The organism is Methylobacterium sp. AC832 (genome assembly GCF_979256025.1).
On the sequence record NZ_CEEDMV010000001.1, the window covers coordinates 650497 to 673647 of the forward strand.

The 23151-nt window shown below is 65.9% G+C and carries 16 protein-coding genes and 1 other RNA gene; 12 read left to right on the forward strand and 5 right to left on the reverse strand.

The window, feature by feature from the left end; translation table 11 throughout:
- Positions 1-55: 55 nt before the first annotated feature.
- Positions 56-2698: an aminopeptidase N gene (gene pepN / locus AC0IXR_RS03065; RefSeq protein WP_471759717.1), complete on the reverse strand. Its 2643-nt coding sequence runs from the start codon at positions 2696-2698 to the stop codon at positions 56-58.
- Positions 2699-2867: 169 nt separating this feature from the next.
- On the opposite strand from pepN, the gene AC0IXR_RS03070 reads away from it, so the two are divergent.
- Positions 2868-3308 carry a VOC family protein gene (locus AC0IXR_RS03070; protein WP_018045183.1) on the forward strand — a complete coding sequence of 147 codons (441 nt, stop codon included), beginning with the start codon at positions 2868-2870 and terminating at the stop codon, positions 3306-3308.
- A 54-nt stretch (positions 3309-3362) separates the two neighbouring features.
- Here AC0IXR_RS03070 and AC0IXR_RS03075 read toward each other — a convergent pair whose 3' ends face one another.
- Entirely contained in the window at positions 3363-3539 is a 177-nt protein-coding gene (locus tag AC0IXR_RS03075; RefSeq protein ID WP_200925922.1) for a hypothetical protein, read from the reverse strand.
- A 168-nt stretch (positions 3540-3707) separates the two neighbouring features.
- Between AC0IXR_RS03075 and rnpB the strand changes: the two genes are divergently transcribed.
- From rnpB to AC0IXR_RS03130, 11 genes are all read left to right on the forward strand, one after another.
- Positions 3708-4103, forward strand: an RNA gene (rnpB, locus tag AC0IXR_RS03080) — RNase P RNA component class A.
- A 428-nt stretch (positions 4104-4531) separates the two neighbouring features.
- Positions 4532-5596, forward strand: a complete 1065-nt coding sequence (rsmH, locus tag AC0IXR_RS03085; RefSeq protein ID WP_471759718.1) for a 16S rRNA (cytosine(1402)-N(4))-methyltransferase RsmH — start codon at positions 4532-4534, stop codon at positions 5594-5596.
- Positions 5593-6069, forward strand: a complete 477-nt coding sequence (ftsL, locus tag AC0IXR_RS03090; protein WP_207410283.1) for a cell division protein FtsL — start codon at positions 5593-5595, stop codon at positions 6067-6069. Before rsmH ends, ftsL begins: the two co-directional genes overlap by 4 nt.
- Before the next feature lie 121 nt (positions 6070-6190).
- Positions 6191-7906: a peptidoglycan D,D-transpeptidase FtsI family protein gene (locus AC0IXR_RS03095; protein WP_210348164.1), complete on the forward strand. Its 1716-nt coding sequence runs from the start codon at positions 6191-6193 to the stop codon at positions 7904-7906.
- Positions 7903-9378 (forward strand): UDP-N-acetylmuramoyl-L-alanyl-D-glutamate--2,6-diaminopimelate ligase, encoded by a 1476-nt coding sequence (locus AC0IXR_RS03100; protein ID WP_471759719.1) that lies wholly within the window; start codon positions 7903-7905, stop codon positions 9376-9378. The genes AC0IXR_RS03095 and AC0IXR_RS03100 overlap by 4 nt, the downstream gene beginning before the upstream one ends.
- A 199-nt stretch (positions 9379-9577) precedes the next feature.
- Positions 9578-11041 carry a UDP-N-acetylmuramoylalanyl-D-glutamyl-2,6-diaminopimelate--D-alanyl-D-alanine ligase gene (locus AC0IXR_RS03105; protein WP_471759720.1) on the forward strand — a complete coding sequence of 488 codons (1464 nt, stop codon included), beginning with the start codon at positions 9578-9580 and terminating at the stop codon, positions 11039-11041.
- Between the two features lie 128 nt (positions 11042-11169).
- Entirely contained in the window at positions 11170-12252 is a 1083-nt protein-coding gene (mraY, locus tag AC0IXR_RS03110) for a phospho-N-acetylmuramoyl-pentapeptide-transferase (protein WP_056432110.1), read from the forward strand.
- Between the two features lie 209 nt (positions 12253-12461).
- Complete coding sequence (gene murD / locus AC0IXR_RS03115) at positions 12462-13820, forward strand: UDP-N-acetylmuramoyl-L-alanine--D-glutamate ligase (protein WP_471759721.1); 1359 nt, start codon at positions 12462-12464, stop codon at positions 13818-13820.
- A gap of 106 nt (positions 13821-13926) precedes the next feature.
- Complete coding sequence (locus AC0IXR_RS03120) at positions 13927-15030, forward strand: acyltransferase family protein (protein ID WP_471759722.1); 1104 nt, start codon at positions 13927-13929, stop codon at positions 15028-15030.
- A 227-nt stretch (positions 15031-15257) separates the two neighbouring features.
- Positions 15258-16421: an O-antigen ligase family protein gene (locus AC0IXR_RS03125; protein ID WP_246747710.1), complete on the forward strand. Its 1164-nt coding sequence runs from the start codon at positions 15258-15260 to the stop codon at positions 16419-16421.
- A gap of 183 nt (positions 16422-16604) precedes the next feature.
- A complete protein-coding gene (locus AC0IXR_RS03130; protein WP_471759723.1) occupies positions 16605-20264 on the forward strand; it encodes a PAS domain S-box protein in 3660 nt (1219 codons plus the stop codon).
- A 15-nt stretch (positions 20265-20279) separates the two neighbouring features.
- On the opposite strand, the gene AC0IXR_RS03135 is transcribed toward AC0IXR_RS03130, so the two are convergent.
- The 3 genes from AC0IXR_RS03135 to maiA all read right to left on the reverse strand — a co-directional run bounded on the left by AC0IXR_RS03135 (position 20280) and on the right by maiA (position 22756).
- Positions 20280-20603 carry a hypothetical protein gene (locus tag AC0IXR_RS03135; RefSeq protein WP_207410295.1) on the reverse strand — a complete coding sequence of 108 codons (324 nt, stop codon included), beginning with the start codon at positions 20601-20603 and terminating at the stop codon, positions 20280-20282.
- Between the two features lie 61 nt (positions 20604-20664).
- Positions 20665-21996, reverse strand: a complete 1332-nt coding sequence (locus AC0IXR_RS03140) for an NAD(P)/FAD-dependent oxidoreductase (RefSeq protein ID WP_056432125.1) — start codon at positions 21994-21996, stop codon at positions 20665-20667.
- Between the two features lie 115 nt (positions 21997-22111).
- A complete protein-coding gene (maiA, locus tag AC0IXR_RS03145; protein ID WP_471759724.1) occupies positions 22112-22756 on the reverse strand; it encodes a maleylacetoacetate isomerase in 645 nt (214 codons plus the stop codon).
- Positions 22757-23151: the final 395 nt, after the last annotated feature.

The window sequence follows — 23151 nt, forward strand, 5'->3', positions numbered from 1 at the left end:
TGGCAATCAGATTCAGAGAATCGATGGATCGAATTTAACCTTATTTTCGAGTGTGTTAACCATCACCGAGGGTCCTGGCCAGAATATCAGCCACATCACGGGAAAGCCCTGTCCTGGAGGCAATTTCTCCAAGCGTGGCCTTGGCTTGGCTACGCCGCACCGGCTCCCACATTCGCCACGAACCGAACGCGGTCAAAAGCCGCGCTGCGAGCTGGGGATTCGTCCGATCAGTCGTCTGAACCGCGTCCGCAAGCAGTCTGAAGCCCGCTCCATCGGGTCGGGCGAATTGCGTCGGGTTCGCCATGGCAAAGCTCCCGATCAGTGAGCGTACGCGATTTGGATTGGTGATCGCGAAAGCCGGATGCCGCTGCAGCCTCTCGATTCGCTCGATCGTGCCGTCTTCCGCGATCATCGCCTGGATGGCGAACCACTTGTCGAGAACCAGTGGTTCGTCGGCATAGCGGAGGTCGAAGGCGTGGAGCGCGGTTTCTCTGGCCGTTCCCGGGATCGAGGCCAGGACCGAGAGTGCCGCCAGTCGGTCGGTCATGTTGGTGGTGTCAGCGAGTTCGGCAGTGGCGAGCTCGACGCCTCGCTCCCCGTTCGAAGCGGCAATCAGGTCCAGGGCGGCGTTGCGCAGGGCCCGGCGACCCGCCGAGACCGCACCGGGGTCGAATGGCGCGTCCGCTCCGTCCGCCATGGCGGCGCGAAGGGTCTCCAGGCGCGGACCGAGTCCTCGTCCGATCTGGCGCCGCAGGATCTTTCGGGCCCGATGGATCGCATCGGGATCGACATCGGAGCCCAGATCGCCGGCGACGTCGCCTTCGCTCGGGATGCCGAGGACGAGGGCTGCGAAGGCAGGATCGCTTGAGGCCTCGTCGTCCAGGAAGGTAGCGAGCGCCTCGATGAAGGCTTGCGCGGCGGGGTCCGTCTCCTCCGTGAGCGATGCGTTGGCTCTCGTGCGTTCGACGATCAGGCGCAGGGCGATGTTCTGCGCAGCCTGCCAACGATTGAAAGCGTCGGTGTCATGGGCGAGGAGCGTCAGGCGGTCGGCATCGCTCGATGCCATGTCGGTGCGAACCGGGGCGGAGAAGCCTCGGAACAAGGACGGGACCGGCCTCTCGGCGACGTCTGTGAAGACGATCTCGTCCGACGTTCGGTCAAGGACGAAGACGCCCTCGCTGACGCGTTCGCAGGAAGCAGCGATCGGGCCGCGCTCGCCTACGAGGCCGAGGGCGATGGGGATGACGAGGGGCGGGATGCCTTCGGCGCCTGCCAGGCGCTGGCTAAAGCGCAGGCGATAGGTCCGTGCGGCAGCATCGTAATCTCCTTCGACGCTGACCGTTGGTGTTCCCGGACGCTCGTACCATCTCGCGAAAGCCGACAGGTCGTGCCCGGTCTCAGCGGCGAAGGCAGCGAGGAAATCCTCCACCGTGGCGGCTCGTCCGTCGTTCTCGACGAAATAGCGGTCCATCCCCGCGCGAAAGACATGGGGGCCGATCAGCGTGCGCAGCATCCGCACGATCTCGGCACCCTTTTCGTAGACCGTTGCCGTGTAGAAATTGTTGATCTCGGCATAGGCCCGGGGCCGGACCGGATGGGCCAGCGGCCCGGCATCCTCCGGGAACTGGCGGGCGCGCAGCGTCCTGACCTCGCCGATGCGATGGACCGCGCGCGAGCGCATGTCGGACGAGAATTCCTGGTCGCGGAAGACCGTGAGGCCCTCTTTCAGGCAGAGTTGGAACCAGTCGCGGCAGGTGACGCGGTTGCCCGACCAATTGTGGAAATACTCGTGGGCGATGATCCGCTCGATCGCCGCGTAATCGGCATCGGTGGCGGTGTCGGGCGAGGCGAGGACGTATTTGTCGTTGAAAATGTTGAGGCCCTTGTTCTCCATGGCGCCCATGTTGAAATCGGACACCGCCACGACGTTGAAGACGTCGAGATCGTAGGCGCGGCCGAACACCTCCTCGTCCCACGTCATCGAGCGGGCGATGGCGTCCAGGGCATAGGCGGCCCGGTCCGACTTGCCCGGCTCCACGTAGACGGCGAGGGAAACGGGGCGGCCATCCATCGTCGTGAACGGGCGGGACACCCGGTCGAGGCGGCCGCCGACGAGGGCGAAGAGATAAGCGGGCTTCGGGTGCGGATCGTGCCAGATCGCATAATGGCGGCCCGGGCCGGCAGGCCCGGCTTCCGTCAGGTTGCCGTTGCCGAGAAGGACGGGCGCTTCGTCGGCATCGGCCTCGATCCGCGTCGTATAGACCGACATCACGTCGGGCCGGTCGAGGAAGTAGGTGATCCGGCGGAAGCCGTCGGCCTCGCACTGGGTGCAGTAGACGCCGCTCGACCGGTAGAGGCCCATGAGCTTGGTGTTGGCGGTCGGGTCGATCCGCGTCTCGATCGCCAGCGTGAAGGGCTTTCGCGGCGGCTCATGCACCGTCAGCGCCGAGGCGGTGGCGGAATAGGCCGCCGGATCGAGGATTTCGCCGTCGAGCGACAGCCGCGTCAGCGTGAGATCGTCACCGTCCAGCACCAGGGGCGCGTTCGGGCGTCCGTCCGGGTTCGGGCGCAGGGCCAGGGTCGCGACGATCCGCGTCTCACGGGGATGGAGCCGAACGTCGAGTGCCACCGTGTCGATGAGGTGGTCGCTCGGCCGGTAATCCTCGAGACGGATCAGGGTCGGGCTTTCGGTGCGCATGCGGTTGGTCCTGATCGGGAGCGAGGATTAAGAACGGCTCCGCGTCGTCGGCCCGCTCGGCTTCCACCCTCGATGTATGAGAGGGGGCGGGAGCGTCGGGGGCATCGCGGCGTTGACGCCCGGCATAGCCGGGCCACATAGGCGGCATCAACCGGAGACGACCCAGCCCATGGAATACCTGCACACGATGGTCCGCGTGGCGGATCTCGACAAGGCGCTCGCCTTCTACGTGGACACGTTCGGCCTGCGCGAAACCCGCCGCGTGGAGAACGAGAAGGGCCGCTTCACCCTCGTCTTCCTCGCGGCCCCCGGCGATTACGACACGGCCCTGGAGACGAAGGCGCCCCAGGTGGAGCTCACCTACAACTGGGATCCGGAGACCTATTCCGGCGGGCGCAATTTCGGTCACCTCGCCTATCAGGTGGACGACATCTACGCCTTTTGCGCGCGCCTGCAGGACAAGGGCGTGACCATCAACCGGCCGCCGCGCGACGGCTACATGGCCTTCGTGAAGTCGCCGGACGGGATCTCCATCGAGATCCTGCAGAAGGGCGAGGCCAAGGCGCCGCAGGAGCCGTGGGCCTCCATGGAGAATACCGGCTCCTGGTAGGACGGCGAGATCGCGGGGCGCGTCATCGCGCGCCCCGCTCACCCGGTTTTAGATCTATGCGCCGCCCGCTTCGCTCGCCGGCGTGATGCCGAGTTCGGCGAGCTTGGCCGAGACGGCTTCGATCGGCCGCTTGAGCTTCAGGCTGATGATGGAGACCGGTACGCGCTCGCGCGCCAGCGTCCGGAGTTCGGATACGTTTTCGAGCGTCCAGGCCGAATCGCTCGTTGCCATGGTCACCTCCTCACGTGGGCGGGCCGCCGCGACGGGCGTGGCCCTATTCGATGAGCTAGGGCCACGTGGATCGTCGAGCAAGCCGCCGAACAAAATCCCGCCATGGCGCCCGGATGGGCATCCGGCTCCTTGACCTCGGGCGCAATGGCGGCGCACATCCGCGCCGGATCAGTCGGCCGGGCGGCCGCTCCGGTGCGAACCGGGGAGGAAAGTCCGGGCTCCATGGAGAGACGGTGCCGGATAACGTCCGGCGGGGGCGACCCCAGGGACAGTGCCACAGAGAGCAGACCGCCCTGCTTCATGCAGGGTAAGGGTGAAAGGGTGCGGTAAGAGCGCACCGCGGACGCGGCAACGCGGACGGCACGGCAAACCCCACCGGGAGCAAAACCGAATAGGGGCGACACGCCTTCTCCCGAAAGGGACGGGGCAGGCCCTCTCTCCAGGCTCGTCGCCCGGGTTGGTTGCTCGAGGCGTTCGGTAACGAACGTCCCAGAGGAATGGCCGCCACGTCCGGAAGTTCGCTTCCGGGCCCTACAGAACCCGGCTTAAAGGCCGGCTGATCCTCTTTCCGCCGGCATCGGCCAGCGCTTGGCGAGCTCTCTCACACCCGACGAATACGCTGCATAAAACCGACGAAACTTACCGTCGGTTAACCTTGCTGAGGTCTGATCGGACTCGGCGGCTCACATGCGAGTCCGCGCGTTGACGGTGCTCAGAGGCTCATGTTACCCGGAATCACTTCGTCAGCGGCGATTTTGGGAACGGCGGACGCGCAGGGCGCTCGCCGGGGGCGAAGTGCGGGCCGCGTCCGCGACGTCTCCTCTTTCTTTGCCGTTCCGTCTCCTCCGGCCGCCTCGAAGCGGTCGATGCCCGCCGCAGGGACGCATGCGTCACATCCCATCTTCCGCCGCCGCCTGGCGTCCCCGACTCGTTCTAGCCCGGTGCGGGTCTCCGCGATCGGTTCCGTTCCGACCCGCTGGTCGGGTTTCGGCATGACGCTCCCTCATGCCGCCGCCGCCGGCGCGGTTTCCGCTGCGCCGCATATTCCCGTCCTAATCGCCGAAGTCGTGGCATCGCTCGCACTTCCGGGCACATCACTTGTTGTCGACGGAACCTTCGGTGCAGGCGGCTACACCCGCGCGATGCTTCAAGCCGATCCAGGGATCCGCGTGCTCGCGATCGACCGCGATCCCACTGCCATCGCAAGTGGCGCCGGCCTCGTCGCAGCTTCCGAAGGGCGTTTGACCCTCGTGCCGGGCCGGTTCGGCACGCTGGATACGCTTGTCCGGGAGCAAGGCATCGAATCTGCCGACGCCGTCGTCCTCGATATCGGCGTCTCCTCGATGCAGATCGACCAGGCCGACCGTGGCTTCTCGTTCCGCAACGATGGGCCCTTGGACATGCGCATGGAGCGCGCCGGCCAGAGCGCCGCCGACCTCGTCAATGGCGCCGAGGAGGCGACGCTGGCCGACATCATCTACCATTACGGCGAGGAGCGCCGCTCGCGGGCGGTGGCCCGCGCCATCATCGAGGCCAGGCGGAAAGGCCCGATCGAGACCACGGCGGCGCTCGCCGAGATCGTGTCGAGCGTGGTCTGGGCGGATCCCGCCAGCGGAATCCATCCGGCCACCCGGACGTTCCAGGGGCTGCGCATCGCCGTGAACGACGAATTGGGCGAACTCGTCCAGGCGCTCCATGCCGCCGAGCGAATCCTCCGGCCGGGCGGACGCCTCGCCGTGGTCACCTTCCATTCCCTTGAAGACCGTATCGTCAAACAGTTCTTCTCCGCGCGCAGCGGTCGGGCGGCCCAGGCCTCCCGTCATCTGCCAAGCGCCGATGCGCCGACCCCGCGCAGCTTCACCATGGTGACGAAGGGCCCGGTGACGGCCTCCGACTCCGAGGTTCATGCCAATCCCCGCTCGCGCTCGGCCAAGCTCCGGGCGGCGGAGCGGACCATGGCGCCGGCCGCGCCGCCGCTGGCGGCCATCGAAGCGCTGGCGGCTCTTCCCGCCCAGCGCGGTCACCTCGTCTCGAAGAGCGGTGGAGTGCGTCGGTGATCCGTCTGCTGAACGTCGTCGCCATTCTCGGACTGATCGGCTCGGCGATTTACGCCTACTCGATCAAGTACGACACGCTGTACCAGGCCGGACAGGTCTCGAAGGCCAAGAGCCAGCTCCACAAGGAGCGGCAGGCCATCGCGGTGCTCCGGGCCGAGTGGCAGCTCCTGACCCGGCCAGACCGCCTTCAGGCTGCCGTCGAGCGTCATCTTGCCCTGGAGCCCATCGGCGTGAATCATCTCGGCCGTCTCTCCGACCTGCCGATGCGCCCCGACCGCGGTGACGAGATCGGTCGCCTGCTGGCCGCCACCGCAACGCCCAAGGAAAAATCTTCGGCGAAGACTGCCGATGAGCCGAGGACGACCGGGTCGATCACCACGCGCACGACCACCACCAAGCCGACTGTGACCGCGTCGACGATCAAGACGACCACCGTCCAAACCACCAGAACGCCCAATACGGTTTCGAGGTAGTCCCGTGTCAGACGAGACCGTTCACGATCACACGCTCCACGCCGCCGACGAGGCCGGTGATGCTCTTCCGCAGGAAAGCGCTCCGCAGCCCGTGGCCGCCACGCGCCCGCCTTGGACGCCAATGGGCTTGGTGCGGGCAATGTTCCACCTCGCTATCGAGCGGTCCTATGCTCGCGTCGGCCTCGTCGGCCTCGGTTTCGCGCTGGTGTTCCTGACCATCGCCGGCCGATTGGTGGCGATGGCGGCCTTCCCTCAGGCCGATAACGGAGACAACCGCGTCGCCGCCGCGGCCACCACGGCGATCCGCCCCGACATTGTCGACCGCAACGGTGAGATCCTGGCCACCGACATCCGCACCGTGTCGGTCTTCGCCGAGCCGAAGAACATCTACGACAAGGACGAGGCGGTCGAGCTTCTGACCGCCGTCCTACCCGAGCTCAACGCCACCGATCTGCGTGCCAAGCTCTCGACGAAGAAGGGCTTCGTCTGGGTCAAGCGTGAGATCACCCCGAAGCAGCAGCTCGAAGTGCATCGCCTCGGCATTCCCGGCGTCGGATTCCTTCCCGATCACAAGCGCGTCTACCCCAACGGCACCGCGGCGGCCCACATTCTGGGTGTGACCAACCTCGACAATATCGGCATCGCCGGTATCGAGAAGTACATCGACAATACCGGCCTGAAGGACCTGAACAGCCTCGGCTTCGTCGCCAAGGCCACCGACCTCCGCCCTGTCCAGCTCTCCATCGACCTGCGGGCGCAGTTCGCCCTGCGCGACGAACTGGCCTGGGGCGTCGATCACTTCAAGGCCAAGGCCGCGGCAGGCCTGATCCTCGACGTGACCACCGGAGAGGTGATTGCACTCGCCTCCCTGCCGGATTTCGACCCGAACAACCCGGCCGAGGCCAACAATCCCGACCGGATCAACCGGATGAATGTCGGCGTCTACGAGATGGGCTCGACCTTCAAGGCGATGACCCTCGCCATGGCGCTCGATTCCGGCAAGTACAACGTCAACTCGACCTTCGATACGCGCGGCGGCGTGCTGACCTGGGGCCGGCAGAAGATCCACGAATATCACGGTACCAACCGCACCATCACCATGCCGGAGGTGTTCACGCACTCCTCCAACATCGGCTCGGCCAAGATGGCGCTCGGCATCGGCGTGCCAGGTCACAGGGCCTTCTTGAAGAAGATGGGCCTCACCGACCGGATGCGGACGGAGTTGCCCGAAAGCGCCGAGCCCATCGTTCCCTCGCGCTGGACAGAAATCAACACCATCACCATCGCGTTCGGTCACGGCCTCGCGGTCGCGCCGCTCCAGGCGGCGGCGGCGGTGGGCGCGATCACGAACGGCGGTAACCTGATCGTGCCGACCTTCCTCAAGACGACGGAAGCCGAGGCGCTGAAGAAGGCGACCCGCGTGCTCAAGCCCGAGACCAGCGAGGCGATGCGCTTCATCATGCGCCTCAACGCGGTGGAAGGCTCGGCCAAGAAGGCGTCGATCCCGCTCTACTATGTCGGCGGCAAGACCGGCACGGCGGAGAAGGTCATCCACGGCCGCTACGTCAAGAACCGCCTGTTCACGACCTTCATGGCAGCCGCGCCCATGAACAACCCGAAATACCTGTTCGTCACCATCATGGACGAGCCGCAGGGCCTGCCGGAATCCGGCGGCTACGCCACCGCCGCCTGGAATTCGGGCGTCGTGACCGGCCGGGTGATCGAGCGCGTCGCCCCGATCATCGGCCTGCCGCCGCAATTCGATCCGCCGGTGAAGCCATTCCCCCTGATGGTGAAGCTCGGCGCCTATCACGCGACGATGCTCGACCCGCGATGAGCGACATGAATCTCGGTTCGCTGTTCCCGGACCTCGATGTCGGGCCGGCCTCCAGCGCGATCGTGACGGGCATCACGGCCGATAGCCGCCGGGTCGTTCCCGGTGGCGTCTTCGTGGCGGTGCCCGGCACGCGGGTGGACGGCAAGGTCTTCGCCGCCAAGGCTTTCGCAGACGGCGCCGTCGCCATCCTGGGCGAGGGCGATCGGCCCGCCGGCCTGCCGGCTGAGGCTCTCTGGATCCCCGTTCCCGACGTGCGACGGGCATTGGCTCTGGCTGCCGCGCGCTTTTCCGGGCGCCAGCCGGAGACCGTGATCGCCGTGACCGGTACCAGCGGCAAAAGCTCGGTGGCCGATTTCGTCCGCCAGATCCTGTCGCGTTTGGGGCTCGCCTCGGCGAGCCTCGGTACGGTCGGCATCGTCACCGATCGCGGCGCGCAATACGGCTCGCTGACCACGCCCGATCCGGTCTCGCTGCACGAGACCCTCGCGCGGCTCGCCGACGACGGCATCACCCATCTCGCCATGGAGGCGTCGTCCCACGGGATCGAGCAGCGCCGCCTCGATGGCGTGAGGCTCGCCGTCGCCGGTTTCACCAATCTCGGCCGTGACCACCTCGATTACCACGCCACCATCGAGGAGTATCTCCAGGCCAAGCTGCGGCTGTTCACGACCCTCCTGCCGGATGGCCGGCCCGCTGTCGTGAATGCCGATGGCCCTTATGCCGGTAGAGTAATGGAAACCGCCGATGCCGCTGGGCATGAACTCCTTACGACTGGACGCCACGGCGGCTATCTTCGCCTGACCGAGGCGACCACCGAGGGATTTGCTCAGGTTCTACGGGTGCATGGGCCCGGTCCGGGAGGGCCGACCGCCTATAGCGTGCGTCTGCCCCTCGTCGGCGCCTTCCAGGTGGAGAACGCGCTCCTCGCCGCCGGCCTCGTTGGCGCCGCCATCGGCCGCGACCGCATGGCGGAGATTCTTGCCACCCTCGAACACCTCACCGGCGTGCCCGGCCGCATGGAACGGATCGGCGAGGTCAACGGCGCCCTCTGCCTCGTGGATTACGCCCACAAGCCTGAAGCCCTGGAGAGCGTGCTCGATGCGCTTCGCCCCTTCGCGACAGGTCGCCTGACTTGCGTATTCGGCTGCGGCGGCGACCGCGACATAGGTAAGCGCCCGCTCATGGGCGCCATCGCGGCGCGGAAAGCCGACCTCGTCATCGTCACCGACGACAATCCGCGCAGCGAAGACCCGGCCTCGATCCGCGCTGCCATCCTCGCCGCTTCTCCCGGTGCCACCGAGATCGGCGACCGGGCGGAGGCGATCCAGACCGCCGTGCGCGGGCTCCGGGCCGGCGACGTGCTGGTGGTGGCCGGCAAGGGTCATGAAACCGGCCAGATCGTAGGCGCACAGGTGCTCCCGTTCTCAGATCACGCAGTTGTCCGGTCAGCGATCGCGGAGGTGGGGGCGTGAGATCGACTCAGGGTGAAACGCTGTCTTCAGCGCGTCTCTCCCTCCCCCCTTTGCGGGGGAGGGTGCCTGCGGAGCAGGCGGGAGAGGGGACGACCTCTCCGGAACTGGCGCTCCCCTCTCCCGACCCGCTTCGCGGGCCACCCTCCTCCGCAGAGGGGGGAGGGTACGCGCGCGGTCGCCCCATGCATGAGTCCGCCCGATGACGACACCCCTCTGGACCCCCGAGGCCCTGGAAGCCGCTACCGGCGGCACCTTGCGCGGCAACCCGAAGCCGATCACCGGCGCTTCCATCGATACGCGGACGCTGCAGCCGGGCGACCTGTTCTTCGCCATTCGCGGTGAGGCGCGGGACGGTCACGACTTCGTTCGCGATGCCCTGGCGCGTGGTGCCGGGGCGGCCGTGGTCGCCGCCGACCGAGCCGGGGAGTTCGCCGGGGCAGGGGGCCTTCTCGCGGTATCAGGGACGAGCGAGGACCCGATCCTCGACGCCATGCGGGCTCTGGGCCAGGCCTCGCGCGCCCGCAGCCAGGCCGGCATCGTCACCGTCACCGGCTCGGTGGGCAAGACCGGCACGAAAGAGGCTCTGCTGCACGTCCTCTCGGCTCAGGGCGAGACCCATGCCTCCATCGCCTCCTACAACAACCATTGGGGCGTGCCCCTGACTTTGGCGCGGATGCCGGCCGAGAGCCGTTACGGCGTGTTCGAGATCGGCATGAACCATCCGGGCGAGATCGTGCCGTTGACCGCCATGGTCCGGCCCGACATCGCGCTGATCACCACGGTCGAGCCGGTTCACATCGAGCACTTCGCCTCGCTCTCGGCCATCGCCGATGCCAAGGGTGAGATCTTTTCCGGGTTGAGTACGGGCGGGACCGCCATCATCAACCGCGACAATCCGAGTTATCCGCGTCTGCTCGCCCATGCGCATGCCTCGAAGGCGGGGCGGGTCGTCACGTTCGGTGAGCACGAGGAGGCGGATGTCCGCGCCCTTCGCATCGTCATGCGGCCCGATCTCTCGGTGGTGGACGCGGTGGTGATGGGCGTCCCCGTCACCTACCAGCTCGGCACGCCGGGCCGGCACGTGGCGATGAACTCCCTAGGCGTCATGGCGGTGGTCCATGCTCTCGGGGCCGATCTCGCCCGCGCTGCCCTGTCGCTCGCCGCGCTGAAACCGCCGGTGGGGCGTGGCGAGCGCACGGCCTTGCGGCTCAAGGAGGGCGAGGCCTTCCTGGTGGACGAGAGTTACAACGCCAACCCGGCTTCGGTGCGGGCGGCTCTGGCCACCTTGTCGGGAATCGAGACAGGGCCGCGCGGGCGCCGCATCGCGGTCCTAGGCGATATGCTCGAACTCGGCGCTTCGGCCGAAGATCACCACCGCGCGCTCGCCTCCGCCGTGGAAGCGGGCGGGATCGACCTCGTCTTCACCGCCGGCCCGATGATGCGGCATCTGTTCGAGGCGCTGCCGGTGAGCCGGCGCGGCGTCTCGGCGGGCGTTTCGTCGGATCTGGTCGATCCGCTCATCGGCGCCCTCCGCGCCGGAGACGCCGTCATGGTGAAGGGGTCGAACAGCATCCGCATGGGTCACATTGTCGAAGCTCTCAAAGCCCGCTACGCGGACGCGGTGGACCGCGCCGAGTCGGCGCAGGCCGCGATCCGCCAATAGACCTCCGTGTCAGGCCCGGCCTCGCACCGGGTTCGCCCGCCAGCCGGGTGCACGGCGGGGATGGAAAGGCGCGCGGCCTCCTCCAACCCCGATGATCCATTCTCAGACAAACCGCGACCGGGTGTCGGATGCTGTATCTCCTGTCGGACCTGAGCGGCACGCTCTCGCCCCTCAACGTCTTCCGCTACATCACCTTCCGCACCGGCGGCGCGCTGTTCACGGCGGGCCTGTTCGTGTTCTGGTTCGGGCCACTCATCATCTCGCTGCTGCGCCTGCGCCAGGGCAAGGGTCAGCCGATCCGCGAGGACGGTCCGCAGACTCATCTGACCAAGCGCGGCACGCCGACCATGGGCGGGCTGATGATCCTGGCCGGCGCCATCGTGGCGATCCTGCTCTGGGCCAACCCGCGCAATCACTTCGTTTGGGTAACCCTCGCGGTGACCCTGGGCTTTGGTGCCATCGGCTTCTACGACGATTACCTCAAGGTGACGAAGCAGTCGCATAAGGGGTTCTCTGGCAAATTCCGGCTCCTGCTCGAAGCCGCCATCGCCATCTCGGCCTGCACCCTGATCTCGTATTATTCGGCGCCCGCGCTCCAGAACCAGCTCGCCTTCCCGGTCTTCAAGGATGCCTTGCTGAATCTCGGCTGGTTCTACGTGCTGTTCGCCGGCTTCGTCATCGTCGGTGCCGGAAACGCCGTGAACATCACCGACGGCCTCGACGGCCTCGCGATCGTGCCGGTGATGATCGCCTGTGGAACCTTCGGGGTCATCGCCTATCTGGTCGGCAACGTCTTCACCGCCGGATACCTCCAGGTGAACTACGTCCGCGACACCGGCGAACTCGCGGTCGTCTGTGGTGCAGTCATCGGGGCGGGGCTCGGCTTCCTGTGGTTCAACGCCCCCCCGGCGCAGATCTTCATGGGCGATACCGGCTCGCTCGCCCTCGGCGGCCTGCTCGGCACCGTAGCGGTCGCCACCAAGCACGAGATCGTCCTCGCCATCGTCGGCGGCCTGTTCGTCTTGGAGATCATGTCGGTGATCATCCAGGTCGCCTCGTTCAAGCTCACCGGCAAGCGCGTTTTCCGCATGGCGCCGATCCACCACCATTTCGAGCAGAAAGGGTGGAAGGAGCCGCAGGTCGTCATCCGGTTCTGGATCATCGCCGTGATCCTGGCGCTCGCCGGCCTCGCGACGCTGAAGCTGCGCTGAGTGTCGTATGACGGTTCGTCACAACTGGTCTTCCTCCCGCCGATCCACCTCGTCCTGAGGCGCCGCAGCGGAGCGGAGGCCTCGAAGGAGCCCTCCACTTCGTGCATTGGGCTCTGAAGGCCTCCTTCGAGGCCCGCTCGCGCGGGCACCTCAGGATGAGGTAGAGGGAGGGGGACAGAGATCAGAGCATTGGCGAGTTCGAGACCCGCATGACCCCCGCCACCACCTTCGCCGGCCGCACGGTCGCCCTGTTCGGCCTCGGCGGCTCCGGCCTCGCCACGGCGGTCTCGCTCCAGGCCGGGGGCGCCCGCGTCGTCGCCTGGGACGACAGTACCGAGAGCCAGGCAAAGGCGCGAGAACAGGGCGTCACCGTTGCGGATCTGCGCAGCGCAGACTGGTCGGGTTTTGCCGCCTTGATCCTGGCGCCCGGCGTACCGCTGACCCATCCCTTACCCCATTGGAGCGTCGGTCTCGCCGAGGCCGCCGGGATAGAAATTATCGGCGATGTCGAGCTGTTCTGCCGCGAGCGGGCGAAGACCGCCCCCGATGCACCTTTCGTCGCCATCACCGGCACGAACGGCAAGTCGACCACCACGGCGCTGATCGCTCATATCCTGGCCAAAGCGGGCCGTGACGTGCAGATGGGCGGGAATATCGGCACCGCGATCCTGTCACTGGAGGCACCGGCGCCGGGGCGCTGTCACGTCATCGAACTGTCCTCGTTCCAGATCGACCTGACGCCGTCGCTGGCTCCGAGCATCGGCGTGCTCCTCAACATCACGCCCGACCATCTCGACCGCCACGGCACGATGGAGAATTACGCGGCGATCAAGGCGCGCCTCATCAATGGCTCCGCCCTTGCGGTGGTCGGGGTCGACGACGAGCCGAGCCGCGCCATCGCCGACCGGCATAGGGGGGCGCTCGTGCGGATCGGCGTCGCGGTGCAGGATGTGGATGGGCTGACCGTCCGCGACGGGATCGTGGCCGGGCGCTCCGGGGAGGCCATCGCCGACATATCCGGCATCGGATCGCTTCGTGGAGCGCATAACTGGCAGAACGCCGCCGTCGCCATCGCCGTCGTCCAGGCCCTCGGTGTGACGGGTGACGAGATCGTTTCCGCATTGGAGACTTTTCCCGGCCTGCCGCATCGGATGGAGCAGGTCGGCCGTCGCGAGCGGGTGCTCTTCGTCAACGATTCCAAGGCGACCAACGCGGATTCCACCGAGAAGGCTCTCACCGCCTTCCGCGACATTCATTGGATCCTCGGTGGCAAGCCGAAAGAGGGTGGTATCGACCTGCTGGAGCCTCTGTTCGACCGCGTCGCCCACGCCTACCTCATCGGCGCAGCGAGCGACGTCTTCGCCGCGACACTGGAGGGGAGGGTGCCCTATACGCGCTGCGGCACCCTGGATGTGGCGACGAAGCAAGCGGCGGAGGCTGCTGCGAGATCAGAGGCGCCGGAGCCGGTGGTCCTCCTCTCGCCGGCCTGTGCCTCCTACGACCAGTTCAAGAGTTTCGAAGATCGGGGCGATCAGTTCCGCGCGCTCGTGCGGGGGCTGATCGGGTAATCCGACGCCGGACCCCGTTTTCCGCGACTGGCTTTATCGGGATTTAACCGGCCCGGACTCATCATTCGCTGCGACCGGCATCATGCCGCTGGCGAGGCCGCGCCCTGTGAAACAGATCGTTTCCGTTCAGATCCTGCGAGGACTGGCGGCATTCATGGTCGTTTTCGGCCATGCCCAGCATCACACCCTCGTGCAGACGTTGAAGATCGGCGGTTCATTCGAGCGTGTTCATCTGTTACCTTGGCGTGCTGGTGTCGATATATTCTTCGTCATCTCCGGTTTCATCATGGTCTACGCGTCCGAAGATCTATTTGGACGAAAGGGTACATCGGTCGAGTTTTTGGCGCGGCGAGTGGCGCGGATCGTCCCGCTCTATTGGATGTTCACGGCCTTCTACACCCTGTTTCTCGTGATCGCGCTCGTGGGCACGACTAAGGACTTTCCAGGCTGGCCGAACATCGTCGCATCCTTTGCCTTCTGGCCAGCCTATGCCACGGGGCATGAGGCTCCAATGCCCGTCTTCGAACTCGGATGGACGCTGAATTACGAGATGTTTTTCTATGTCGTCTTCGCGGTCTTCATCGGCTTGCGACGCAGTCGGACGGTGATCGCTGTGGCGGCCCTGCTCGGTGGACTCGTTCTCATGGGATTCGTCCTGCAGCCGAGTGCCGCCGCCCCGTTCTTCTGGACCCGCCCGATCGTTCTCGAATTTGTCTTCGGCATGGGGATCGCTCTGCTCCTCCGCCATGGTGTGGTTTTATCGGGACTGATCCGGGGAGCCTTTCTCGTCAGCGGGGTCGCCATCCTGATAGCCGACCCGATCGACTCGTCGCATCAGGCCATCGATTGGACGACGCCCAACGACGCCTGGCGCGTCCTCGGCTGGGGACTCCCCGCAGCTTTGATCGTCTGCGCAGCCGTCCTCGGCCGTCAGGGGCAGCCTTCCCGTCTCTCCAAGCTCGGGGCCCATCTGGGCGACGCATCGTATGCGCTCTATCTGAGCCATCCTTTCGTGATCGTCGGGATCCGCAAGGCCATGCAATGGGCAGGCTTCGATGAAACGACGAGGGCTTGGCCGACGCTCGCCTTCACGGTCGTATCCTGCTGTGTCTTTGCCGTGTTCGTGCACCGGTTCGTGGAACGGCCGGTGACCCGCTTCATCCAGGGAATCCTGGTCCGCCCCCGGCCTCCCAGGACAGCGACAGCCTGACGCTTGGGCGACGGTCCTCAGCATGCGAGGGACGCAACGCCGCCTGCTTAAGCCTTCGCTGACGGGACTGCCTCATGCTGAGGCCGGGCGCTTATCCTGAGGCGGGTTGGACGGGTGAAATGGCGGCAGGCGAGAGATGGAGTGCAGAAGAGGTTGGCGTCACTCTGACGTCGGCTGATTCTCGCCGTGTCTCTTCGGGGCCGCTGCATACCCTCGGTCACGCCTTGTTGGCGCTGGTCATCTTCTTCACGTGCTTCACCTTCATGAAGCCGTCGCCCTATGATTTTCTGGCATTGCCGACGATCGCGTTGTGGTTCCTGCTGGGGATCAGGTTCTATCGTTCGACGATCGTCATCGTAGCGCTTCTGCTGATCTATCTGGTGGCGATCGTCATCGCGCTGATCCCCTATCTCGACGAGAGCAATTCGGTCGATTGGACCTATCAGGCCGTCTATCTCGGGTTGACCGGGATCTTCTTCGTGATGTTCTTCTCGGACGAGACGTCCGACAGGGTCGGTTTCGTCCTCAAGGCTTACCTCGCGGGAGCCCTCTTCGCCGCGATCTGCGGCATCTTCAGCTATTTCGACGTGCTCGGCGAAGACGTGCTGTTCAAGATGGACGGACGCGCCTCGGGCGTGTTCCAGGACCCCAATCTGCTCGGATCCTTCCTGATTCTGTCGGTGCTGTATCTCATCCGCAGGATGCTGGTGGGGGAGACGCGCGAGATGTTCCTGTCGGCGATGGCGCTGCTCGTCCTGCTGGCCTGCGTCTTCCTCTCGTTCTCGCGCGGATCCTGGGGAGCGTGCCTCCTCGGCATCTGCCTGACGATCGGCCTCACCTGGGCAACCTCTCCGTCGCGGGCCGTCCGGCGGCGCATCGCCCGGTTGTCGGCCCTCACCGTCCTCGTCGGCGCGCTACTGATCGGCGGCCTCCTGTCGATGGAGGGTGTCTCGGAGCGATTCACCGATCGGGCGCAGGTCACGAAGGATTACGACGAAGGCGAGACCGGACGGTTCGGCAACCAGCGCCGCGGCATCCCGATGCTCATCGATCGCCCCCTCGGTTTCGGGCCGCTGAGATGGCGCGTGGTCTTCGATCTAGAGCCGCACAATTCTTATATCGGCAGTTTCGCGAATGGCGGGTGGCTCGGCGGTTTCGCTTTCGTCTCCATCGTCCTGACATCGATCTTCGTCGGGTTTCGCCTGTGCCTCAAACCGTCGCCCTATCAGGGGCTCGCCCAGATCGTGTTTCCGGCCCTTCTGATGTTCTTCCTCCAGGCATTTCAGATCGATATCGAGAAGTGGCGTCACCTCTATATGATGCTTGGAATGGTATGGGGGCTCGAGGCGGCCCGCGTTCGCTGGCTGTCTCAACAGCGATCGACCATCTGAAGTCTCACGCTGGGTCCATTGCCGTGGCAGCGAAGTCTCGCCGGCGATGGAATGATGCTGTGCGCCGTCGAGAGTGAGGCGGCGGAGTGCGAAATTCTTATGCGAGACATAGAACGTTATCCTTGCGACCCGCACATGTGATGCTCCGCAAGGCTGCCGCCGCAGCTCAACGAGGCCCGATCCTTGATCACGCCGTCTCATGAAGCCGAGCGCGTCGCCGCGCTTCACGGCCTGGGTATCCTCGATACGCCCCCCGAAGAGCATTTCGAGGCGGTGTCGCGCACGGCCAAACGCCTTTTCGGGGTCGAGAAGGCCTATGTCGCCCTCATCGACTCCGACCGGCAGTGGATCAAGTCGGAATGCGATCTCGGCCGCAAGGAGATGCCGCGCCTCGAATCGTTCTGCCATCACACCATCGCCGGTGGCGACATGCTCGTGGTGCCGGATGCGCGCCTCGATCCGCGCTTCGCCGGGAACCCCCTGGTGACCGGCCCCGATCCCATCGTCTTCTACGCCGGCGTGCCACTGTGCCTCGAATCGGGTTTCCGCGTTGGCTCGTTCTGTCTCATGCACAGCACTCCGCGCCCGTTCGGCGTGGAGGATGAAGCGGCTCTGCACGACCTCGCGGCCACCGTCACCGCCCATCTTCGCCTCGCGGACGCCCATGTGAGGCTGGTCCGCGAGGCCGAGGAACGCGCGGCCCATCAGGCGACCATCGCCGACCAGCGGGAAGAGTTGCAGCAGCGCCAGAGCGCACTCGCCAGCGCGCATCACCTGCTCGCCATGGCGGAAGAGGTTGCCGGGATCGGCCATTGGCGCGTTCGGCTCGCCGATGGCCAGACCTTCTGGTCCACCGGCATCTACGGAATTGCCGGGCTCGATCCCGCGACCTCCGCGCCGACATTCGACGGGGCCATCGATCTGCATCATCCCGACGACCGTGAGCTGGTTCGGTCCAGCATCTCCAATGCGCTGGAGCGAAGAGGTGCTTTCGCCTTCGAAGCGAGGATGGTTCGTCCCACGGGAGAAATCCGGACGATGGTGGTTCGTGGCATCTGCGAATGCGACGTGGCGGGTCTGACCGTGGGTCTGGTCGGCACCGCCATCGACGTGACGGACGCCCGGAATTCCGACGCCGCCCTGCGGGAGCGGACGAGCCAGTTCCGCCGTCTCGTGGACGCGGTGAGCGATTGCGCCTTCGTCACCCTCGACCGGACCGGGCATGTCGCCAACTGGAACAGCGGAGCGGAGCGTATCACCGGCTATTCCGCCCAGGATGCTATAGGGCGCCACGTCTCGCGCTTCTACACGAGGGAGGGGCTCGAAGCGGGGGCCCCGCGTATCGCGCTTGCGACCGCTGCTTATGAAGGGAAGGTCAAATTCGAGTGCTGGCGGGTTCGCCGAGACGGCTCGCAATTCTTCGCCAGTGTCGCCATCGACGCCATCCGCGACGAACAAGGGTCCGTGGTTGGCTATGCTGAGATCACCCGCGACATCACCGAGCGTCGGGCGGCCGAACTCGAACTCCAGCGCAGCGAAGATCGCTACCGCACTCTCGCGGAGGCGCTGCCCGCGCTGATCTGGACGACGCGTCCACCGGACGGGACGGCGACCTATGTGAATCCCGCCTTCACGGATTTCTATGGCGCTATCGGTCCCGAGAGGCCCGAGCGTACGGCGCGCAACCATCCCGACGATGCCGAACGGATGGAGGTCGCTTGGCGGACCGCCCACAAACGGGGGCGGACCTTTATGGTGGAGGGACGCCTGCGCCGCCACGACGGCGTCTACCGCTGGCACAAGATCGTGATGATTCCGATCCCGACCCATGACGACCGGGCGCCCGACGACGCCGAATGGCTCGGCACTGCCCTCGACATCGACGACATCATCACCGCGCGTCAGCGCTTGGAGGAGACGTCCGACCTGCTCCGCATCGCCCAGACGGCGGCCGATGCCGGTACCTGGGACCTCGACCTCCGGACAGACGCGATCACGCTCAGCCAGAAAGCACTGGGCCTGTTCGGCATCCCTGGGGAGGACGCCCAGGCGATGCCGGTCCGGGACTGGATCCGGCTCGTCCATCCCGATGACAGGCAGGCGGTCCGCGAGGAGGCGGCCCACGCGATCCGGAACCAGCTCAACTACGTCGCGGAATACCGCATCCTCGCGGAAACCGAGCAGCGCTGGATCTCCACCTGCGGACGCGTACTCTACGACGTAACTGGCGCGCCCTATCGTATGGTCGGCCTGCATTTCGACATCACCGGACGAAAGACCGTAGAGGCCGCATTGCAGGCCGCGACAGCCAGGGCCGAGGGGGCGAGCGCTGCGAAGAGCGAGTTCCTCGCTGCTATGAGCCACGAAATCCGCACGCCGCTGAACAGTATCCTCGGTTATGCCGACCTCCTGCTGGAGGAGCCGAGCCGGACGTCCGACGACAGGCACCGCCTCGAATTGATCCAGGGGGCGGGCAATGCGCTCCTCACCATCGTCAACGATGTACTGGACTTCTCGAAGATCGAGGCGGGGCAGTTCACGCTGGAATTGCTGCCGTTCCCGTTACGCGACCTGATCGAGAACACCGTGGAGATCGTGCGCGGCAGTGCGCTCAAGAGCCCCGTGACCATCCTCTCGCGGCTCGACCCCGCGCTGCCGCCCTGGACCATGGGCGATGCGAACCGGCTCAGGCAGGTTCTGCTCAACCTGCTCAATAACGCGGTGAAGTTCACACTCTCCGGGTCCGTCACCCTCAATGTCAGCCAATGCGGCGAGGAGGCAGCTGGTCCGGTCCTGCGCTTCGAGGTGGTGGATACCGGCATCGGCATCTCGGCGGAGCAGCAGGAGCGCCTGTTCCAGCGCTTCAGCCAAGTCGATTCCTCGATCAGCCGCCGCTTCGGCGGTACCGGTCTCGGACTCGCGATCTGCCGTCGCCTGGTCTCGATGATGGACGGGGAGATCGGTGTCACCAGCACTCCCGGGCAAGGATCGACCTTCTGGTTCACTCTCGTCCTGCCGCGCGCCGACGCGGCGAGCGGTGTCGCTGTAGAGGAAGCGGGAATGCAGCCCGTCCGGGCGTCCGCGTCATCGAGAAGGGCACGGATTCTCGTCGCCGAGGATGTGCCGGTGAACCAAGCCTTGGCCCGGGCGGTCCTCGAACTCGCGGGCCACAGCGTCGAGGTCGTGGGCGACGGTGCCGAAGCGGTGGCCGCGATCCGGGATGCCGCGGAAGGACCGAAGGCTTATGATCTTGTGCTGATGGACGTGCAGATGCCGGGCATGGACGGGCTTACCGCTACGCGCCTCATCCGCGCTCTGCCTGCGCCCGCCTGTACGGTACCGATCATCGCCATGACGGCCAATGTCCTGCCGCAGCAACTTGCTGCTTTGACCGCAGCCGGCATGAACGACCACGTCGGCAAGCCATTCAAGCGCGACGCGCTCTATGCCGCTATCGCCCGCTGGACCGATTCTTCGGCTATCCTCGGTGCGCCGGATTCCCCGCCCATTCTCGACCGGGAGATCTTCGACACGTTGAAGGACATGGTGGGGCCGGAGCGAGCCACCGCGCTTCTGTCCATGCTGGCGGATGAACTCGTCGACCGGTTCGGGGCCCCTCCGGACTCGGTCGACCTATCTGGCATCGATCCGCCGGAACTCGCCTACGATGCCCATGTCATGGTGTCCGCCGCCGGGCTGCTCGGCTTCGTCGGGCTGTCCGACCTCTGTCGAGAGATCGAGAACGCTTGCCGCAACGGCGACGATCTGGGCCCGCTGATCCACCGCCTCGCCGTGGTCCGGGACGGTACGCTCGGAACGATCAGGACGTTGCAGGCTGCTTGACCGTTCCGGCCAGGCTCATTCGTCCGCGGGGACCGGCTCGTCTTCCGGTTCCGGCTCTGCCGTCCAGGCGGTGGCAAAGGCGGCCAATTGCATTGCATCCTTGAAGGCCATCACCGAGACGCTGCGTTCCGTCGGCATCGCGCCCGGATAGGGAGCGATCAGCACGGTCTCCTGCGATAGGCGTGCGCCCGGCGCTTTCTCGGCGATCCAGGCCTCGGCCTCGGTGCACAGCCGTGCGGGATCCGAAGGATGGCGCGCCCGGGAATCCGAGCGCAGCACCAGGACGTAGGGGCCAAGGGTAGGATTGCGCTGCTGCAGGCCCTGAATGATGTCGATCATGCTCGTGTCTCGTCACGTTTCTGCCGTGGGCAAGGCGCGCCCCCCGCCAACCCGGCCGTTCTCAGTGAAGTTTGACCCGTGGTTCGGTGCGCCGCGTCAGCGCGCGAGCCATGGCATCGAGCGCCGTCTTGATCGTGCCGTGCAGGGCCTGCTCGTGCATCTTGTAGAGTGACCGGTACATCATCCGCGCGAAGAGGCCTGCGATGAACAGGTTCTTTCCCTGAATGAACCCCATCAGGTTGCCGACCGTGGAATACTCCCCGAGGGAGACCAACGAGCCGAAATCGCGATACTTGAACGGCTTCAGGGTCCCGCCCGCCATCTTGACCGGAATCTGCTTGATCAGGTGGCTCGCCTGCTGGTGCGCTGCCTGGGCGCGGGGGGGGATCGGGGTATCCGAGCCCTTCTCCACCAGATAGGCGCAATCGCCCATGGCGAAGATGTCGGGGTCGCGGGTCGTCTGGAGCGTCGGCGTCACGACGAGCTGATTGTTGCGCGTCGTCTCCAGGCCGCCGATCTCCTGCAGGAAGGGCGGCGCCTTCACGCCAGCCGCCCAGACGACGAGCTCGGAGGGGATAAAGCCGCCATCGGCGAGCTGAACCCCATCGGGGCGGACCTCGGTGACACGCGCTTGGGTGCGGACCTCGACACCGATCTTGTTCAACAGCGTCATGACGTCGGCGGACAGACGCTCGGGGACTGCAGGCAGAATCCGGTTCGCCGCTTCGACGAGGGTGATCTTCAGATCCTTGGCAGGATCGATCCTGTCGAGACCGGTGGAGGCCACGTCACGGGTCGTGCGATGAAGTTCCGCCGCGAGCTCGGTTCCGGTGGCGCCGGCTCCGATCACCACCACGTGGAGCTGCCCGGCCCGCACCGGGCCGACCTGGGTATGGGCGCGCAGCATGCCGTTGATCAGGCGCTGGTGGAACCGCACCGCCTGCTCCTGCGTGTCGAGGGCGATGGCGTTCTCCTTCACCCCCGGCGTGCCGAAATCGTTGGTGGTCGAGCCCACCGCGAGGACCAGCGTATCGTAGGGAATCGAGCGGACGGGCGTGACCTCACGCCCCTCGGCATCGTGGCTCGCGGCGAGCTGGATCGTGCGCGCGCCACGGTCGAGTCCCGTCATCGAGCCGATACGATAGCGGAAATGATGGCGGTGGGCGTGGTGGAGATAGTCCACCGCATGGTGGCCGACATCGAGGCTGCCAGCGGCGACCTCGTGCAACAGAGGCTTCCAGATATGAGTGCGGGCCTTGTCCACGAGGGTGACGTGAGCCTTGCCTTTCCTGCCCAGCGTGTCGCCGAGCTTGGTGGCCAGCTGAAGCCCCGCCGCGCCTCCGCCGACGACCACGATCCGATGCAGGTTGTCCACGGTTTCGCCCGGTACCATGCGTTCCTCGTCTTCAGCGTTGAGCGGCAGGCCGTACGCCCTTTTTGTCCGCTCGGGTATTATAGGCAAAATCTTTTTGAACGGCAGCCTTCGTCGTGCAGGCCGGCTCTACGTCTTAAGCAGGCGCACCCGGCTGGCGGAGGGGATGCGCTTTCGCGAAAGCCTCCTGCGACAGGCAATCCTCTGCGATCCGCTTCACGGTGGGATAGGGAGCTGTCTCGACGCCGAAGATGCCGGTGCCGACCCAGAGGCTCACGAGGCACAGATCGGCGTGGCTGATCGTGTCCCCTTGCGCGTAGCGACCGGTGCCGGGCTCGTGGGCGAGGCGGGTCTCGAGCGTCTTCAGCCCTGTCTCGAACCAGTGCCGTACGAAACCCATCATGGCGTCTTTCGGGATGTCGTAGGCCGACATCAGGTAGTTGCGCACACGCGGGACGTAGAGCGGATGGGTGTCGCAGGCGACGACCTGCGCAAGGGAACGGGCGCGTGCCCGCGCCCTCGGCTCCTTCGGCAGCAGGGCCGGTTCGGGGTGGATGTCCTCGAGATAGTCGAGGATCGCCAGCGATTGGGTCAGGGGAGGGCCGTCGCCATCGAAGAAGGCCGGTACTGCCGCCTGCGGATTGATGGCGAGGAAATCCGGCTTGTACTGGTCGCCAGCGTCAAGGTCGATGAAGGTCTCCTCGCAGGGAATCCCCTTCAGGTTAAGGGCGATACGGACCCGGAAGGCGGCGGCCGAGCGCCAGTTGCCGTACATCCTCATGCCCATCTCCCTCGCCTTTGTCTGGCGCGGACCACACCCGACAAAGGCGCCGGTTGCAAGGGATGATCTTGTCGTAGTTCATTACGAGCGTGGCACGAGAGGATGGACGACGTGTCGAGCTTCTTCATCCGCAGCGGCATCGCTACGCTCGATGAATGACCCTGTTCGCGTATCCTCGAGTGTCGGGTCACTCGGTTTGCTGCCCGATGGCCGCATTGCGCCAAACAGGAGAGCCAGGCGTGGCGGGATCCGGCCTGGCCCGTTCGAGCCCCTAGAACGACCGGCCGTAATCGTACCCGCCGCATCAGTCCGTTGCTCTCTCAAAAGCTTGCGATACTCCTCCCCCTACCTCTTGGGCGGCATCCTGCATCATCTTTGCCCTTCTGCCGCGACGT